Genomic DNA, 17,501 nt, shown 5'->3' on the forward strand with positions numbered 1-17,501 from the left:
GTACGATGACGACTAACAAACAACAGATCACACACGAGGCGGTGACGGTACCAGACGATCAGGCGATCCTCGAGGTCCGCAACGCGAGCGTGACCTTCGACATGGAACGCGGCGAGTCGAAAGTTATGGACGACGTGAGCGTCGACATCAAACGCGACGAGATTCTCGGCGTCGTTGGGGAGTCTGGCTCCGGAAAGAGTATGTTCGCCTCGGCGTTGCTCGACGCCGTCGTCGAACCCGGTATCCTCACCGGCGAGATCACGTATTATCCGAGTATCGGCGATCCAGTCAACCTGCTCGAACTGAGTGAGCGGGAGACGAAGGCGATTCGGTGGGAGGAGATCTCGATGGTGTTCCAGGGCGCGATGAGTTCGTTCAACCCGACGATGACCATCGGCGGTCACTTCGAGGAGACGCTACGGGCTCACCAGGCCGATGTCGAAGCAGGACTCGAACGAGCCCACGAACTGCTCTCCGATCTGTACCTCGAACCCAAGCGCGTTCTAGGCGCGTACCCCCACGAACTGTCCGGCGGCATGAGCCAGCGCGCATTGATCGCACTGAGCCTTGTGCTCGAACCCGAAGTGCTCGTGATGGACGAACCGACGGCGGCGTTGGACCTGCTGATGCAGCAGTCGATCCTCGCGCTGCTGCGTGACATTCAGCAGAAGTACAACCTAACGGTTGTATTCATCACCCATGACTTGCCGCTTGTCGCCGGTCTCGCGGACCGCCTAGCCGTGATGTACGCGTTCAAGTTCGCCGAGATCGGACCGGCCGATGACATCGTGCGTGACGCGGCTCACCCGTACACTCGGGCGCTCCTCAAATCAGTCCCGAACACCGAGGCCGACGTCGACGAGATGAAGCCGATCGAAGGAGCGAGCCCCGACCCGGTGAACGTCCCGTTGGGGTGTGCCTACCATCCACGCTGTCCGCTGTCGACCGAAAAGTGCGTCCAGCAGGACCCGGACTACTACGAAGCCGGGGAGAACCACTATGCGAAGTGTCACCACTGGGAGGACGCTGCTGATGCAATCAAATACAGCATTGGCAGCGCGACCAGTTCGGGTGATCTGCCATGACGGACCCGGTCCTCTCACTGGACAGCGTCGAAGTCCACTTCGAGGAGAGTGGTGGTATCCTCAACAGTCTGTTTGGCGACAGTGAAACGGTCCACGCCGTCGACGACGTCTCACTTACCGTCGAGGAAAATGACGTCGTCGCGCTCATCGGCGAGTCTGGCTGCGGCAAGACCACGCTCGGGAAGACCTCAATCGGGCTTCAGCGCCCGACCGGTGGGAGCGTCAAGTTCCGCGGTCAGGACATCTGGGACGCCAAGGACGGCAACGGAGACATCGACATCCCGTATCAGGAGATCCGCAAGTCGCTCCAGATCGTCCACCAGGACCCCGGTGCATCGCTCAACCCCAATAAGACGGTGATGCACAGCCTCCAGCAGCCATTGAAGCGCTGGCAGGACGACATGTCTCAGGAAGATCGGCGTGCGCGTGTCCTCGGGATGCTCGAGTACGTCGGGATGACGCCAGCCGAAGACTTCGCACACCGGTTCCCTCACCAGCTATCGGGCGGCGAGAAACAGCGGACAGCACTGATCCGTGCGCTGCTGATGAATCCAGACCTCATCCTCGCTGACGAGGCTGTCTCCGCGCTGGACGTCTCGCTGCGCGTCGACATGATGGACCTGATGCTCGATCTTCAGGACGAGTTCAACACCTCGTTCATCTTCATCAGTCACAACCTCTCGAATGCTCGGTACCTGACGAAGAAGGCCGACGGGAAGATTGGTATCATGTACATGGGCGAACTCATCGAGATCGGATCAGCCGACGAGATCCTCCAGAACGCCCAGCACCCCTACACGAAGGTGCTCCAGTGGGCGACAGCGGAACTCGATCCCGACGCCCACAAGGCTCGCGATCCGCCCGTGCGGACAATTGACATCCCCGACCCAAAGAACCCGCCGTCGGGCTGTCGCTTCCACACGCGTTGTCCGTACGCCCGTGAGGAGTGCAGATCGTCGAAGCCCGCACTGCTTTCCCACGACGGCACGCCCGAGGACCACATTGCTGCCTGCTTCAGGGGGTACGACGAGGACGAGCATCCCTACTGGGACAGTCCGAAACTCGACGAGAACTCGTTCGCTGACAGCGACGGTTCGGAAGGCGAAGCAACTGGGGACTGACCACTCCTCCGTCTGGTTTCAGCCTGTGTCGACATTCGAATTCTGATCGATCGCGTTCAGGACGTCTCTTGGTCGTCTGCCGCCTCGTATTTCTTCTTGTTGAGCGGATCGGGGTACTTCCGGTAGCCGTCCCAGTCGATGTAGATCAGCGTCCCCGTCAAAAGCAGCGTCACGGTGATGACGCCGACCGAGAGTATGGCTACGACGAACGAGCCGCTTCCCCGCTCAATACCGAGAAACGAGACGCCCAGTAAGACAAGGAACACCACGTTCAGCCCGAAGACGACGCGAAGGAATTTTTCCATGCGTTCGCTTCGGACTGGGACGGTAAAGAATCTGCTGGACAGTACGATTCGAATAGTCGGGTTTTTGTGGACCCTCAGTGAGCTGTTTCCATGGAGTTCGGAGCCAGCTACTTCGGTGTGAGAGACGTCAGGCACGTTCGCGACGACCTTGACCGGTTCGACGACGAGGGGCTGAACGCCATCGTGCACACGTTCAGTGAGCGCGACGAGACATTCTACGAGGATACGATGGCGGAGATCGTCGCCGAGAGTTCGGACCGGGGCTTCCGGACGTACGTCAATCCCTGGGCGGTCGGGAAGGTCTTCGGTGGCGAAGCGTTCTCAGAGTTCCTCGCTAAGCATCCCGACGCGCGCCAGCAGACTGTCACCGGCGAGCGCCAGCACGGGGCCTGCCTGAACGACCCCGCCTTCCGCTCGCGACTGCGCGAGTGGACCGAATCCGCCGTCGACCTCGGCCCGGACGTGCTATTCTGGGACGAGCCCCACTGGATCATCCCCGAGTGGTTCGGCGACAGTCACCCCGAGGACGACTGGGTGTGCCGGTGTGAGCACTGTCAGAAACGGTACGAGGAGGAACACGGCGAATTGATGCCGGTCTGCGAGAACGAGACGGTCCAGCAGTTTCGCGAGGACTGCCTCATCGAGTTTCTCGCCGAGATGATGGCCATCGGCGCGGCGGCCGGCGTTGACAACGCCGTCTGTCTCGTCCCTCATTCAGACGCTGACCATGGCATCACCGACTGGGATCGACTCGCGAATATGGACGACATCGATATGCTCTCGACGGATCCGTACTGGGGCATCTCGGGCGACGAGGATGTGGAAGAATTCGTTGCTGACACGACCGACCACGTCGTCTCGCTGGCCGACGAGTACGGTCTCGAGAGTCAGATCTGGATTCAGGGCTTCGGCCTCGACGACGAACCAGAGGCCTACGATAACGTACGCACGGCCACGCGAGTGGCCATCGAGGGCGCGGCCGACAGCGTCTTGATGTGGGGCTGGGACGGCTGCCGGGTCATCTCCGAGATCGCTTCGGAAAACCCCGACGCGGTTTGGCAGGCATACCTCGACACAATCGAAGAACACCGTCCCTGAGTAAGCCGTTCACAACGACTGTTCTCTCTCATCGAGCGCGTCGGACAGTTTCGTGGCCATTCGGTCGAGTTCGGTGTCGACAATCTCTGCCCCCCGCTCGGCGCTCGCGTATTCTCGCGGGTCCTCACCGTCGACGCCAACCGGCCACTCGTCGTCGGGGAGCCGATCCATCGCGACGGCTTCGGCGTGTAGTACCATCAGCAGCGACGTTTCGTTGGCGGCGGCGTGATCGACCTGCAGTCCGGGTCCGTCGCCGGACCGCCGGCAGGTCAGCAACTCAACGTCGAACGACTCGGTCAGACTCTGTCGGTGGTCCTCGACGAACGTCGTTGAGGGCCCGTGCCCGTGTGCGACGACGATCTCGAAGCCCACTCGGTCGAGTTGCGACAGTGTGGCGTTGAGTATGTCTCCGAACAAGTCGTTATCGACCCAGTAGGCGCTGCCGGGCAATCGCTGTGGCTTCTCGCCCCGGAACGCAAACACATCCATGCCGTAGAAGTCCTCGCCGTCGACGCTCTCAGCCTTGTCAGGGCCGAGAATGAACATTGGCAACACGACGCCGCCTACACACCTGCGAGTCGGTCGAAGAAGCCCCCGGAGATGAGCCCGTCCGTGCCGTACGGGAGGTGATTGCCGTGCCATTCAAGCGTTCCCAGCGGGAGGTAGGCGATCGGGGCGGATTCGAGTCGCTCTTCGAACTCGGTGGAATGTAAGTCGACGTATCTGACGGTCCCGGTCTTTGTGTGTCCACTGGTGAGCCGGTGACTAAAATGTACGAGCGTGCTGCTTCGCAGAGGGACAATCTATATCGCCTTCGACAGGATGGACACGAACGTATGCCAGGAATCGAAGAGATCCATGTGGTTCACCACAGCCACACGGACATCGGATACACGCACGAACAGCCTGTCGTCTGGGACCTCCACCGGCGATTCATCGACCGAGCGATCGATCTCGCCGAGCAGGACCGCGACAGCAACGACCCGTCGGCCTTCCGTTGGACCGTCGAGACGACCGGGCCGCTGTTGCGCTGGCTCGAAACCGCTAGCGACGAGCGCGTCGAGACGTTCGTTGACCTCGAATCCGAGGACCGAATCGAGGTGACGGGAATGCTGAGCAACACGACGCCGCTGTACGACCAGCGCGAGTACATTGAGTCGTTGGAGCCGGTACGTCACCTGCGCGAGACGTACGGCTTCGACATCGCGGCCGCGATGAACGGCGACGTGAACGGGCAGAACTGGCCACTGGCCGATCGGCTGCTCGACGCCGGCATCGAGGGTTTCTCGATGGCTGCCAACCGTCACTGGGGGCGGACGACTATCGAGCGCCCGCTGGCCTTCCGCTGGGAGGCACCCAGCGGTCGAGAACTGCTGGCCTACAACGGTTTCCAGTACGGTGGAGGCTACAACTTCGGTATCGGGCGCGACGCCGAGGCACTGCGTGAGCGATGGTGGCCTCGCATCGAGCGCCATCTCGACCGGATCGACTACCCGCTCCCAGTGGTCATGATCCAGACGACCCATCCATTCTTCGACAACAACCCGCCGATGCGTAACCTTCCCGAGTTCGTTTCCTCGTGGAACGAGCAGGACGCCGTCAACGAGGGCAAGTTGCCCCGTATCCGTGTCACGACGCCCGCGACGTGGTGGGATTTGGTCAACGACCATCGCGAAGACCTGCCAGCCCACCGTGGTGATTGGACGGACTTCTGGAGCTTCGGCGGCGTCACGAGCGCCCACGAGACCGCAGAGAACCGCGAGAGCCGACGCCGGCTCAGGACTGCGGAGGCGTTCGACGGTGCGCTGGCCGCTGCCGGCTCGCCGCTGGCTGACGCGCGCCCGGACCGCCGGAGCGATCCCGGCCAGCGCGGTCGTGCGTGGTGGAACCTGCTATACTACGACGAGCACACGTGGGGCGCAGATATCTCCGTCGACGCCCCCGAAGCGCCCGACACGCGCGCTCAGTGGAACCACAAGGCCAACATGGCTCACGAGGCCCGCTCGCTCAGCCTGATGGAGCAGCGCGACGCAGTGGCGGAACTAGCTCGTCGAGTCACGGTCGAGGAGGGCGAGCGATGAGCGACGACGACACCCCCGGCGACAGTGAGTCCAGCGACGACCGTGCCGAGCAGTTCATGCTCGTCAATCCGCTGCCGTGGGACCGTCAGATCTCGGGCTCGGTTTCGAAGTACGCTGTCGCCCAGCGAGGCGAGATGGGTGACGAGACATCAGCACGACACTGGCACGACCGGACGATCAACGACAGCAAGTACCGACTGCCGCCAACCGAGGTGCCGGGCTTCGGATTCCGAATCTGTTACCGTGACCGGCTGGTCGAGTGTGAGGACTCGTTCGACGAGCGGCCAATCGTCGAGACCGACCGCTACCAGGTTCGGTTCGATCGTGAGCGGGGCGGCATCGCCAGCCTCTATGACCGAAAGCGAGATCGCGAACTGGTCGATCAACACGCCGATTACCCACTGGCGGGCTTCGTCTACGAGCGACTGGCCGAGCAAGACCTAGACAGCCCCCGCGAGCGGTTCTTCCGTGCCCCGCCGGCCGACAACCACAACATCAACGGGCTCTGGAACGCCGCGCCAGAACTCGTCGAGGAACTTCGCGAGGAACTGATCGACGAACCTGAACCGGAATGGGGTTATCAGTCGGGCTGGTTCGCCGAGCGCTGCGCCCCTGAGCGCGTAACGTGCCACCGCGTCTACGACACACCAGTCGGCACCGTGGTCCGACAGCACCTCGCGGTCGACGCACTCGACAGCATGGTCGAGCTGATGGTCCGGTTCCCCGACGAGAGCGACGAGATCGTCGTCGAGGTGGAATGGAAGCAAGGCCAGACCACGTACCCCGAATCGACGTACCTCGCCTTCCCCTTCGCCGTCGAGGACGCCACTGCCCGGATCGACGTGGGTGAGCAGGCGATCCAGCCGGGCCGAGACCAGCTGTCGGGGACGAACCACGACAGCTACAACGTCCAGCGGTGGGTCGACTTCGCGAACGACGACCACGGCGTCACGGTTGCCTGTCCGCTCACTCCGATGGTCCAGCTGGGTGACTTCCATTTCGGTGACGCCCGCGACTCGTTCGAACTCGACCGGGCGATGCTGCTGTCGTGGGTGACGACCAACTACTACAACACGAACTTCCGAGCCAACCAGCCCGGTCGGGTCCGTGCCCGGTACCACGTCTCGCCCCACGACGGGTTCGACGAGGCGCACGCCCACCGCGTCGGTCGAGCGGCCGAACACATCGACCCCATCACCCAGCCGCTGACCGAGCCACGAGCGGACGATCCATTCGAGACGGCCGGACAGACTGGGCAGTTGCTCGATCTACCCGAGCCGCCGATCCTCGTCACGAGCATCCAGCCCGACGGCGACGGGACCCTCTCGCCGTTCCCTGGCGGCGACGATTCGGCGGTTCCCGGCTCGCTGATCGTGCTCCTGTTGAACGCTTCCGACGAACCGCGGACGGCGATCATCGACTCCGGTCTGCTGAATATCGAGTCAGGCGAAGCAGCACAGCGGGCGGGAGCGAGTAATCCGAGCGTTGAGGTGATCAAGGGCGAAGCGCGCGTCATGCTCAACGCGCGCGAACTTGGAGCCGTGCGCCTGCATTTCGAGTGACTCGTCAGAAAACGGACGACACGAGAACCGACTGACGTGTCCTCTCTACTCTCCCGAGGTCACGACCGACGGCAGCTTCTCGTACTGATTGGCAGCGTCGGTCTCAAGCGCGACGACATGCGCCTGGACGCGGCGCGATTCGCCCACTTCGACGGCAAGCCCTTCGATCTCCGTGCGACCGAGTACGGCGTGTCGGCGGTCACAGCCGCCTACAACGATCTGCCGGTGCCCGAAGCGTTGCCCGAGGAGTGTCGCAGTCGGTATCGAGCCGATGACTGATCTTCAGGGCGTCGAAGCAGGACTCCTCAGTCCGCGAGGTCGAGACACTCGTACTGGCGGTCCGGGGCGTCAAGCGCGTCGGTCAGCAGTCCAACCATCTCGCTCTCGCATCGGGATGGTCGACGTGGTCCGTGTTGCTCAGGCAGTACTGAATACAGTCGGGCATACAGTGACCCGGTCGCCGGCGGAAATGTTAGCTCTTGTGTCGCGGTCACATCTCGCGCTGGTAGCGCATGTAGAGGTTCGACGCCAACAGGACAGCGTACGTCACAGCGCCAATGAGGATCCAGACAACTGCGAGGCCTCCTAATAGCCCTGCGATGATGTGGCTCAGTACCGGTCCACCCTCTTTGACGGTGATCTCCACCGTACCAGCGATGAGGCCCCCGACGATGAAACACAGTTCGATGCCGAGGAAGATGGCGAGGGTTTTGTGTTTCTCGATGAGATTGCTGATTTGCTCGATTCCGCTCGCGTCGGATGATTCGATCGATGTCGTGCTCATGGTTTCAGTATTCGTTTGGGGTGTTGACGGCGTTCGACAGACCGTTTCGATGATTTGGAGTTCACGTTCATCCGTTAAAAATCCGCCCCCCGAATTGGACTGTCTCCGCTTACACGCCGTTACTCGCTCGGCGCAAGCAGGCAGGCGAATCCGCCGTTCTCCACTACCGTGACGGTCAGTTCGTCCATGGCGGTCACCGTCCGCTCCTCGCGGACCAGCGCCTCGCCGTCGTCGTCCTCGCGGACCACCGTTGCCTCGTAGGTTCCGTCGGCGAGGAACGAGAGCGGGCAAGTCACCAACCTGGACTCGCCAGCGGTGATTGTCCCTAGATACCACTCATCGTCGTTGCGACGGGCGATCGAGGCTCGGTCGGCCGGTCGACCGCCGACGAAGGCGATCTCGTCCCAGACGGCCGGCACGCGTTCGAGGAACCACTCGGCTGCGGGCGTGTTGGCATAACTCTCGATGCTGTCCGCGAAGTGCTGGAGCCCGGACTCGTAGACGACCGACAGCGCGAGTTCGTGGCCCAGCCCGGTCTGGCGGGTCTCCGCCGACAGCGTCACCGGCGTATAATCCATCGGCCCCAGCACGTTCCGGGTGAACGGAAGCGTGACGTTATGTGATGGCTCGATCGTCTGGGGAATGGGGTGGTAGTTCTCGGCACCGTGGACGCCCTCGTAGGTCAGTAGGTGAGGCCAACGGCGACGCAGTCCCTTCGGGGTGATCGAGCCGTGGACGTTGAGCATGAGGCCGTGGTCGGCAGTCGCCGCCGCGAGTTCATCGTAGAACCGCATCATCTGCTGCGTGTCCGAGTTCATGAAGTCGACCTTGACGCCCCGGACGCCGAAGTCGACCCACTTGCCAAGACGCTGGTCGCGCTTCTCGGGCGTGTCAAGCCATGAGTAGCGCGACCAGACGAACACGCCGACGTCGTGGGCCTCGGCGTACTCGACCAGTTCGGCCATCCACTCACGTCCCCAGCCGTCGTCGACGAGGACGTACTCCCAACCCCGCTCGGTGGCGTAATCGACGAACTCACGCTGGCGCTCTTCGTCGGACGGGCTGAACCCGTCGGACCACCACGACCACGCGACACGGCCGGGATCGACCCATTCTGGAATTACGGACTGGGGGTCGACGCCGCGCCCGTCGGCGTCAACGAAGTCAGCCACGGCGTCCGACCGAACCACGTCGTCAAGGTCACCGACGACGGCGAGTCGCCAGGGCGTCGTCAGCGGCCGTCGGGCGCTGATCTCCTCGGGTGCGGACCCGTTGCGGTACATGGCCGCGTCGGGAAAGGTAACGTCGAAGCCCGTCTCGCCGGCCTCGGTCGAAAGCGTCGTCGCGCAGTAACGTCCGTCCACGTCGGTCTCGGCGAGAAACAGCCAGTCTTCACCCAAATCGAACAACACTGGGTAGCCCAGATCACCCTCAGTCTCGGCCGCTGTCGTCTCGCGGAAGACACCCTCGTGTTTGGCTTCGGCGGGCATCGCCCACGCCGCTGCGTCGTCGGGGAGTTCGAACCGGCTCACCTCGTCCGTCACAACGACCGACCCGTCGCCCGGAAGTCGGTAGCGGTAGCCGACAGCGTCGTCGCTTACGCGCACGTCGATTTCGATCCGGTCACCAGCGGCGGTCGACAGCGTCGCGGTCGACTCGTTCATCTCGATAGCGTGTTCGCGCCGCTTGCCTACCGGGGTCTCGTAGCGTCGCTCGAACGACCGCCGTTCGAGCGTCTCGTACGTCAGGTCGGTGTATTCGCGGTCGAGCGTCTCGATACCGAGAGGCGACTGATCGAGGACGGTTCGACCGTCTCGGCTGATCGAGAGTGTCGGTCGAGCGTCTGTCGGTACGTCGAGCGTCGCGACGAGTCCTGTTGATGGTGCGTGCGTTTGCATGATTGCGTTCTGCGGCCGCCGATACAGTCGAGTCGCGGGACACTCCCAAGGTGTATCGGCAGTCAGTTACCCGCATTTCCCGACTGTGATAATTCAATCTACCGGTCCGCGAGAAGCGCCAGCACCGCGCTACGGTGCGGTTCCGACGTCGTCGCATCGTCCTGGCCACGAGCCGAAGTATATACATAATTGGTTGTGAAATTCAGTCTTGTATGATAAATATATCCACACTTCGAGTCGGTATTGTCGGTCTGGGTGGCATGGGGCATCACCACACAGAGCTGGCCCAGAACCACGGCCACAAGGTCGTCGCCGGCGTCGACGTCTCGCCCGACGCCTGTGAGCACTTCGAGAACAAATGGGTAGATGTCGAGACCTACGAGAGTCACGAGGCGATGTACGACGACGCGCAACCGGACGCAGTCGTCGTGACGACGCCGAACAAGTTCCACGCGCCCGCCGCGATCGACGCGTTCGAGCGTGACATCAGCGTCCTGACCGAGAAACCGCTGGCCAACACCCTGGAGAACGCCGAGGCCATCGCCCGGGCCCACGAGGCCTCCGACGGCGTCGGGATGGTCGGATTCCACAACCGTTTCGCTTCGCTGTCGAGCGTGGCCCATGACTACGTCACAGACGGCGACTTCGGCGAGGTCAACCACGTCGAGACGGCCTACGTCCGTCGCCGCGGCGTCCCCGGACGGGGCACGTGGTTCGTCTCCAAGGAACTGTCTGGCGGCGGGTCACTGGTCGACATCGGCGTCCACATCCTCGATCTGACACTGCATCTGATGGACTTCCCGGAGATCGAACACGTCTCAGGCACCACCCGTCAGGAGTTCGGTGGCGAGGACGACTACACTTACCTCCATATGTGGGGTGACGACGCCGAAGGCGAACTCGACTTCGACGTTGAGGACTCGGCGACTGCGCTCATCCACACCGTCGACGGGCGCACGATCAATCTGGAGGTTGCGTGGGCCTCGAACAGTCCCGGTCGCAAGTCGATCAAGCTCCGGGGCACCGACGGCGGCGCGACGCTGGACCTGCAAGACGGCGACCTGACGCTGCACGGCACTAGCGACCGCGGCCGCGCTCACCACACCGACACCGACATCGAGACCACGGGCATCGACGAGAAGGAGGCGGAGACTGAGATGTTCTACGATGCGGTGGCCACCGGCGAGGAACCCGAGCTGAACACCGTCGAGCAGGCGCTGACCGTCCAGCGCGTTCTCGACTCCATCTACCGCTCCAGTGAGCGTGGCGGCGAGACGGTCCAGGTCGACACCATCTACCGCTCCAATGAGCGTGGCGGCGAGACGGTCCAGATCAACGACTGAGGCTGCTTTGGCGAATTCCTCCTTCGATGACTCTCACTGCTGGTCTTGCCCTCCTATAATTTCAGGAATGCGAATGCTTAATTGGGAAGGGTGAGTGAATCACAGACACATGTCGCGAGCCATCAGCAAGAGCGACCACTACAAAGTCGGAATTATCGGCACAGGGTTCCTTGGCCGTGCACTCGGCCGCGAGTTCAAGCGCCATGAGCGCGGGGCCGTCGTCGCGGCGACGGACATCAACGACGAGGAACTCCAAAAGGCGGCCGACGAGTTCGACTTCGACGACGGTAGCCAATACAACGATTACGAGGCGATGCTTGACGGTGAGGAACTGGACGCCATCGTCATCACGACGCCTCACGCCCTCCACGCCGAGCAGATCAACGCCGGTCTCGACCACGACCTCCACGTTCTCTGTGAGAAGCCCCTCTGTACCGACCTCGACGACGCGAAACAGCTCGTACAGCGCGTCGAAGACAGTGACAAGACGGTGATGCTCGGCTTCCAGCGCCACCTCGACACCGCGTTCCTCAAGACCCGCGAGTACTGGCACGATGAGGGCCACGAGCCCAAGTTTATCACCGCTGAGGTCACCCAGGACTGGATCAACGCGGTCGGTGACTCGTGGAAGGCCAACCCGGCCCTCTCTGGCGGCGGTCAGCTCTACGACACCGGAAGCCACCTCGTCGACTCCGTCCTCTGGACGACGGGGCTGGTGCCCCAGAGCGTCACCGCCGAAATGGTGTTCGAGGACGACGAGCAGCGTCTCGACACGCAGGCGATGCTGACGGTCCGCTTCGAGAACGACGCCGTCGCGACCATCGCCGTCTCCGGTGACGCCCCTCGCGTCAACGAGGGTATCCATATGTGGGGCGACGACGGGTCGACCCAGATAGACGGTACGGAATGGAACCCGCGGCGCTACTCCGAAATCAACAGCGATGGCGACATGATCGAGCCAAACGTCAACTGGGGCCCGGAGAAGCCCAAGGCCGAGGCGTTCATCGAGGCAATCGAAGGCGAAGAGGAACCGCCCGCGACGGTCCTGGATGGCTTCAAGACGGTTGCCGTGACCGAGGCGGCCTACGAGGCGGCCCAGACCGGTGAGCGCGTCAACGTCGACCTCTCGCTGGACTGAAGACTACGAGACTCCCGAAGAACCCCTCTTCTCGCGTATCAGAAGGTTTTTCGTCGCGCCCCCGACTGTTATTGACACACATGAGCCGGTATCGAATGCCGACAGTCGAGGACATCGAAGACGTGGCAGACCGGATCGGGATGAGCCTCTCCGAAGGGGAGGCAGAACGAGGTGCGAGCTACGCTGACAACGGAATGCCCGAGCGACTGGAGGGCGTTCCAGTCGAGTCGCTTCGCGCCGGCGACGGCGACGGCGACCAGTACCACGTCGCACCGTTCCGTCCAAGCGACGACGAAAACCCGAACAACGCGTGGATCACGCGCTTCGAACTGGACCGACCCGACGCCGACGGGCAGCTTGCGGGCCTGCCCACGGCAATCAAGGACAACCTCGCCGTCCGCGGCTCGGAGATGACCTGCGCCTCTCGTGGGTTCGAGAATGTCGTCCCCGGCGCCCACGCCACCGTCGTTGAGCGACTGCTCGCGGCCGGGGCTAGCCTCCGAGGCAAGACGAACATGGACGAACTCGGGATGGGCCCCTCCTCCGAGAGCAGCGCTTTCGATCCGGTCACGAACCCCCACAGCGACGAGCATGTCGCTGGTGGATCCTCCAGTGGGAGCGCCGCGGCGGTCGGCGAGGGCGAGGTGGATTTAGCGTTGGGATCTGACACTGGCGGCTCGATCCGCATCCCGTCGAGTTACTGCGGTGTTGTCGGTCTGAAGCCGACACACGGGCGCGTTCCCAAGCGCGGCTTCGTCACGCAGGCTGCGTCGCTCGACGATGTGGGACCGATTGCGACGGACGTCACGACCGCCGCGAAGGGGATGGAGGTCATCAGCGACCCGCTCCCGAACGGCGAGCGCGAATCCTTCGACGACCTTGGCACCGACCTCGCGGATCTCAAGATCGGCGTGATCGACCGCTACATGGAGGAATTCGCCGAGGACGACGTGTTCGACCGCGTCGCCAATGCGCTTGACGACATCGAAGCTGCGGGTGCGACGGTAGATAGCGTCTCGATTCCCGAACTCGAGTACGTCGGTCCGGCCTGGTGGGGGATCGGCCCGGTCGAGTTCGCTGCCGCATTTGCGACCAATGATATCGGCCTGTGGGACCACCACGCTGAGATCCCCAGCCTCGCAGACGGGATGGCTCGCGTCGGGGGTGCGACGAGCGCGGACATCGGCACCATTCCAAAGGAGGTCATCCTCATGGGTGCCCACATGCTCTTCGAGCACGACGGCTATCACTACGTCCGCGCTCAGAACCTCCGCGAGGTGATCAAGGACGCGCTCGACGAGACGCTCGAAACCTATGACGTACTGGCCGCACCGTCGACGCCGACGACGGCGATGGAACTGGGCGCGTTCGGCAGCGAGGAGATGCCCTCGCCTAACGGATCGCTGTGTGCCGGCAACGTCGCCGGGCACCCCAGCTTGACCCTCCCCTGTGGGACGAGCGACGGCCTGCCAGTCGGGCTACAGTTCCTCGGCAGCTGGTACGATGACCGGACGTTGCTAGACGTAGCCGCCGAGTACGAGACGCTTCGCGACGAGTAACGCCAACCTCTGTTCTCGTTCACCTGCGGAGTCAATAGATTGTCTCGCAGATCATCGGTCCGAGGTTTGACGAGTTGGTCTCGTACTCAATGATGACCAGGCGATCGAAGCCGGCTGTGGCAAACAGTTTGTCAGTTCCTCGAATTCGAAAATTCCCACTTCTGGCAACCCTACTGGCCGTCAACGGGGCACCTATCCGCGGGATAGATCGTGTGGACAAGGTCGCCAGTAGTATCGCGGTCGACAGCGAGTGCGACTGGATGGCCATCGCGGCGTCGGAGCTATTGAGTGTCGATACGTTGGTCGTTCTCGCCGATTGTTTCCCACTGGGTACCGTCACTATCGACGGGCGTGATCCGGCGACGGAGTAGGGTCCGAAGGTTCACGGTCTAGTGTATCGATATCTCGGTCATGGCCACGCGAGTCCACGAGATCGAATCATATCTCGAATCGTTGGAGACACTGTATACGCCGCCAGAGCGACTCGACGGGATTTTAGCCGGGTCCCGAGACGACACCGTCGAGCGCGCCGCAGTCGCGTGGATGCCTTACAAGCGGACGATCGAACGGGCACGCGCGGCCGGTTGCAGCCTGCTAGTCACGCACGAACCGCTGGAGTACAATACAGGCCCGACGGCCGATCCGGCGGACGAACGTCCTGTCGTCGCCGAGCAGATGGCCTCGAAGAGCGAACTCGTCGCAGATGCCGGGCTAACTGTTCTCCGGTGTCACGATGTGTGGGACCTCCTCCCCGGCGACGGCGTCACGGATCAGTGGGGCCAGCGCCTCGGCTTCACGGACGACGAAACGGTCGTCAGAGAAGATTATATCAGAGTCTACGACATTTCGGAACGAGTAGCAAGGGACGTGGCGCAAGAGATCGCCGATAACGTCACTGACCTTGGTCAGTCCGCAGTAGAGCTAGTCGGTCCAGACGACACCGCGGTCTCGCGCGTGGCGATCGGAACCGGCGCGATCACACCTGTTCCGCGCCTATTAGAACACGACCCTGACCTTCTGGTCTGTACTGACGACGGCTTCACTCACTGGCGCGACGGGGCGATGACGATCGACGCCGGCGTTCCAGCCGTCGTTGTGAACCACGCCACTGCGGAGGTCGCCAGTATGGCCACCCTGGTGATCCACCTCGATAATGCCTTTCCCGATCTCTCGGTTACGCATTTCGAGCAGGAGTGCATGTTCGACCTCGTCGCAGGCAACAGCGACAGTGCCTAGGCAGAGTCCCAGATCGAGTCCATCGACCAGCAGTTGAGGTGTTTGAGGGTCCCCTCCCCACCAATGGCGTAGGCGCCAAGACCAGTCGCATCGCCCCAGGTGGGGTAGATACGACTCGTTAGGCAGCGCCGCTCGTCGACGAATACCTCGATCACTGAGCGGTCGAGAAACACCCGCAGCGAGACAGTCTCGTCGTTTTGGTCGGCGGGTACCGTTAGCGTGGTCTTTCGCACGTCCTCGCGGAGGCTCGACTCAGACCGGACGATGGCCACGACCTCGTTGTCGGGTCGGTAGCCGATCCGGGTCTGTTCGGTGCCGTCGGGCGTGCGTCGCAGGACGAGACCGATCTCGTCTGCGTCATCGGCGTCAAGTTCGGCGTCAAGTTCGAGCGCATCGCCGGCCGAAAATGGACCGACAGCGAGGTCGTCGCTGGTCCAGCGGCACTCGGTACGTCGATCACAATCTTTGTTGATCGGTGCGACTACTCGGTCGTAGACGCCGTGATGTACGCCTCTGAGCTGTTCGAGTTCCGGAAGCGGTTTGATACGAAGGTCGTCGCTGTCGAGCGAGAGGACCCGCGGGACCGAAACCATCCCACCCCAGCCAGCGTCCCAGTTCCCGCGTGGATGCTGCTGTTCCGTGATCCAGCCTAACAGGATTCGTCGACCGTACTCATCAATGAACGACTGGGGCGCGTAGAAGTCGCCGTAGTCCAGTCGTGTGCGTCGCTCTGGCGTGAATTTTCGACCGTCGAAATCACCAAGAAACGCGTACACGGTGCTATGCGAGGAGACGTGCAGCAGATGCTTGCCGCCGATGTCGAATAGTTCGGGACATTCCCAGATCCGGCCCGTCTCCTCGCGGTCTCCCACCAAAATTGGGTTCAGGTACTCCCACTCGCGGAGGTCTGAGGAGCGGTACAGCAACGCCGTTCCGCCCTCGCCCTCGATCCCGGTTCCGATGATCTGGTACCAGACCCCTTCGTCCTGCCAAACACAGTGGTCGCGAAACTCCTCGTTCCAGTCATTTGAGACGAGGTCGAGACTCGCGGGTGGGTCAGCAATGACCGGATTGTCAGCGTATTTCGTCCATGTTTCGAGGTTGTCAGAACCGAACGCGAGACAGGGGCGCTGGCGACCAGCAGTCTCGTAGCGATCGCCGTCGGTCGCACCGGTGTATACGAACGTGGGCGTCTTGTCGTCGTTGACGATACAGCCCGTCCACGTGCCATAATCGTCTGGTCCCTCCGGGGCGGGTGAGAGCCCGATGGGCCGATCAGTCCAGTGGACAAGATCGTCACTGACGGCGTGGCCCTTGAAGTTTGGGATGCTATGGATGGTGCCGTGGAACGGCCCGGCCGGATTGTGGTTATAGAACAGGTGATACTGGCCGTTCCAGTAGATCAGCCCGTTGGGGTCATTGAGCCAGTTCGCTGGCGGCGAGAAGTGATATGCCGGTCGGTTCGGATCCCGGTCGACTCGCTCACGAATGTGCTTGAACTGGGCGGCAGTGTTGAGGTGCGACGCCTGGGGAAACTCGTAGGTCGGTGTGCTCGTAGCGACGGCCAGCGCGTTGTCGAGGAGGCGAGACCGTGCGTCCTCATACTGACTCTCCGTCGTGAAGCGGACGTGCTGTCCGATCCCAACGACGACGCCTGGTTCGTCCTGCCAGACGACCAGCGGCATCTCGTGAGGCAGCGGAGTACCGTCGACGAGGTTGCCGGCGAAGACCTCGCCGTCGACGGGAAGCGACTCCTCGTATCGAACGCCGCCAGCCTCGCCCGGACCGTCGGTATAGACCTGCAGCGATTGGATCCCCTCAAACAGCGGGTGGTTCCTGTAAATCGACTTCACGAGAAAGCCGCCAGCTTGCTCGTGGTTCGACTCGACTGCTCGATCCGGCGCAAGTTCGTCGATTCCGAGATCGTCAACGGCCCCGAGCGCGTGCCCGGTCAGGACGAGACCACCACCGGCGCTCCGGAAGTTCGTAATCCGGTCGACGAGCTGGGCGGCTGTGTACGCGTCAGGTGATTGGACTGGCCTGTCCTCGTGCCACCACAGCGCATCGAAGAGTTCAAGATTCACGGCTCCACTGACGGCGTCCTCGAATGTGATCCGTCCAGCGTCCCATTCGGTCTCGGTGTCGAGCCACTCGAACACCGCTCGCTGGTTGGGTGTCTGTTCACCCGCGACGACGAAGCCGATACGCGTGTCTATTGCCGACATAACCATCGCGAAGCACTGTATTACCCGGTAGATTAAGTGTATCGGCTCGGTTGAAAACGCTCCGGT

16 protein-coding genes are annotated in these 17,501 nt (G+C 62.5%); 10 read left to right on the forward strand and 6 right to left on the reverse strand.

The annotated features are described in order from the left end of the window. The first annotated feature begins 5 nt into the window (after window positions 1-5). Together LAQ58_RS18685 and LAQ58_RS18690 are read left to right on the forward strand one after the other, a co-directional pair. Window positions 6-1,085 carry an ABC transporter ATP-binding protein gene (locus LAQ58_RS18685; protein ID WP_224450378.1) on the forward strand — a complete coding sequence of 360 codons (1,080 nt, stop codon included), beginning with the start codon at window positions 6-8 and terminating at the stop codon, window positions 1,083-1,085. Further along, window positions 1,082-2,206 (forward strand): oligopeptide/dipeptide ABC transporter ATP-binding protein, encoded by a 1,125-nt coding sequence (locus tag LAQ58_RS18690; protein ID WP_224450379.1) that lies wholly within the window; start codon window positions 1,082-1,084, stop codon window positions 2,204-2,206. Before LAQ58_RS18685 ends, LAQ58_RS18690 begins: the two co-directional genes overlap by 4 nt. A gap of 56 nt (window positions 2,207-2,262) precedes the next feature. Here the strand turns inward: LAQ58_RS18690 and LAQ58_RS18695 are convergent, their stop codons facing one another. Beyond that, window positions 2,263-2,511, reverse strand: coding sequence for a hypothetical protein (locus LAQ58_RS18695; protein ID WP_224450380.1), 249 nt, complete (start codon window positions 2,509-2,511; stop codon window positions 2,263-2,265). Between the two features lie 90 nt (window positions 2,512-2,601). On the opposite strand from LAQ58_RS18695, the gene LAQ58_RS18700 reads away from it, so the two are divergent. Further along, a complete protein-coding gene (locus LAQ58_RS18700) occupies window positions 2,602-3,609 on the forward strand; it encodes a hypothetical protein (protein ID WP_224450381.1) in 1,008 nt (335 codons plus the stop codon). A 9-nt stretch (window positions 3,610-3,618) separates the two neighbouring features. Here LAQ58_RS18700 and LAQ58_RS18705 read toward each other — a convergent pair whose 3' ends face one another. Further along, on the reverse strand, window positions 3,619-4,155 hold the full coding sequence (locus LAQ58_RS18705) for a creatininase family protein (RefSeq protein WP_255595098.1): 537 nt from the start codon (window positions 4,153-4,155) through the stop codon (window positions 3,619-3,621). A gap of 17 nt (window positions 4,156-4,172) precedes the next feature. Next, the gene (locus tag LAQ58_RS19215) at window positions 4,173-4,412 is read right to left on the reverse strand and encodes a creatininase family protein (protein WP_425490750.1); all 240 of its coding nucleotides are present in this window, start codon (window positions 4,410-4,412) and stop codon (window positions 4,173-4,175) included. A gap of 33 nt (window positions 4,413-4,445) precedes the next feature. Here LAQ58_RS19215 and LAQ58_RS18710 point away from each other — a divergent pair, with 33 nt between their 5' ends. From LAQ58_RS18710 to LAQ58_RS18720, 3 genes are read left to right on the forward strand one after another with little or no spacing between them, the layout of a single operon-like run. Next, window positions 4,446-5,690, forward strand: coding sequence for a glycoside hydrolase family 38 N-terminal domain-containing protein (locus LAQ58_RS18710; RefSeq protein ID WP_224450382.1), 1,245 nt, complete (start codon window positions 4,446-4,448; stop codon window positions 5,688-5,690). Further along, a complete protein-coding gene (locus LAQ58_RS18715; protein WP_224450383.1) occupies window positions 5,687-7,252 on the forward strand; it encodes an alpha-mannosidase in 1,566 nt (521 codons plus the stop codon). Before LAQ58_RS18710 ends, LAQ58_RS18715 begins: the two co-directional genes overlap by 4 nt. A gap of 36 nt (window positions 7,253-7,288) precedes the next feature. After that, entirely contained in the window at window positions 7,289-7,531 is a 243-nt protein-coding gene (locus LAQ58_RS18720; RefSeq protein ID WP_224450384.1) for a hypothetical protein, read from the forward strand. Between the two features lie 211 nt (window positions 7,532-7,742). Here the strand turns inward: LAQ58_RS18720 and LAQ58_RS18725 are convergent, their stop codons facing one another. After that, a complete protein-coding gene (locus tag LAQ58_RS18725) occupies window positions 7,743-8,036 on the reverse strand; it encodes a hypothetical protein (RefSeq protein WP_224450385.1) in 294 nt (97 codons plus the stop codon). Between the two features lie 119 nt (window positions 8,037-8,155). Further along, a complete protein-coding gene (locus LAQ58_RS18730; RefSeq protein ID WP_224450386.1) occupies window positions 8,156-9,934 on the reverse strand; it encodes a glycoside hydrolase family 97 protein in 1,779 nt (592 codons plus the stop codon). 212 nt (window positions 9,935-10,146) lie between these two features. Here LAQ58_RS18730 and LAQ58_RS18735 point away from each other — a divergent pair, with 212 nt between their 5' ends. The 4 genes from LAQ58_RS18735 to LAQ58_RS18750 all read left to right on the forward strand — a co-directional run bounded on the left by LAQ58_RS18735 (window position 10,147) and on the right by LAQ58_RS18750 (window position 15,210). Beyond that, complete coding sequence (locus LAQ58_RS18735; protein WP_224450387.1) at window positions 10,147-11,277, forward strand: Gfo/Idh/MocA family protein; 1,131 nt, start codon at window positions 10,147-10,149, stop codon at window positions 11,275-11,277. A 109-nt stretch (window positions 11,278-11,386) separates the two neighbouring features. Further along, the gene (locus tag LAQ58_RS18740) at window positions 11,387-12,415 is read left to right on the forward strand and encodes a Gfo/Idh/MocA family protein (RefSeq protein WP_224450388.1); all 1,029 of its coding nucleotides are present in this window, start codon (window positions 11,387-11,389) and stop codon (window positions 12,413-12,415) included. An 80-nt stretch (window positions 12,416-12,495) separates the two neighbouring features. Next, the gene (locus tag LAQ58_RS18745) at window positions 12,496-13,974 is read left to right on the forward strand and encodes an amidase (RefSeq protein ID WP_224450389.1); all 1,479 of its coding nucleotides are present in this window, start codon (window positions 12,496-12,498) and stop codon (window positions 13,972-13,974) included. Window positions 13,975-14,385: 411 nt separating this feature from the next. After that, window positions 14,386-15,210, forward strand: coding sequence for a Nif3-like dinuclear metal center hexameric protein (locus tag LAQ58_RS18750; protein ID WP_224450390.1), 825 nt, complete (start codon window positions 14,386-14,388; stop codon window positions 15,208-15,210). Here LAQ58_RS18750 and LAQ58_RS18755 read toward each other — a convergent pair. After that, on the reverse strand, window positions 15,207-17,441 hold the full coding sequence (locus tag LAQ58_RS18755) for a GH32 C-terminal domain-containing protein (protein WP_224450391.1): 2,235 nt from the start codon (window positions 17,439-17,441) through the stop codon (window positions 15,207-15,209). The two genes, LAQ58_RS18750 and LAQ58_RS18755, sit on opposite strands and share 4 nt — an antisense overlap. Between the last annotated feature and the right edge of the window lie 60 nt (window positions 17,442-17,501).

Origin of the sequence: Haloprofundus salilacus, assembly GCF_020150815.1 — an archaeon.
Lineage (GTDB): Archaea > Halobacteriota > Halobacteria > Halobacteriales > Haloferacaceae > Haloprofundus > Haloprofundus salilacus.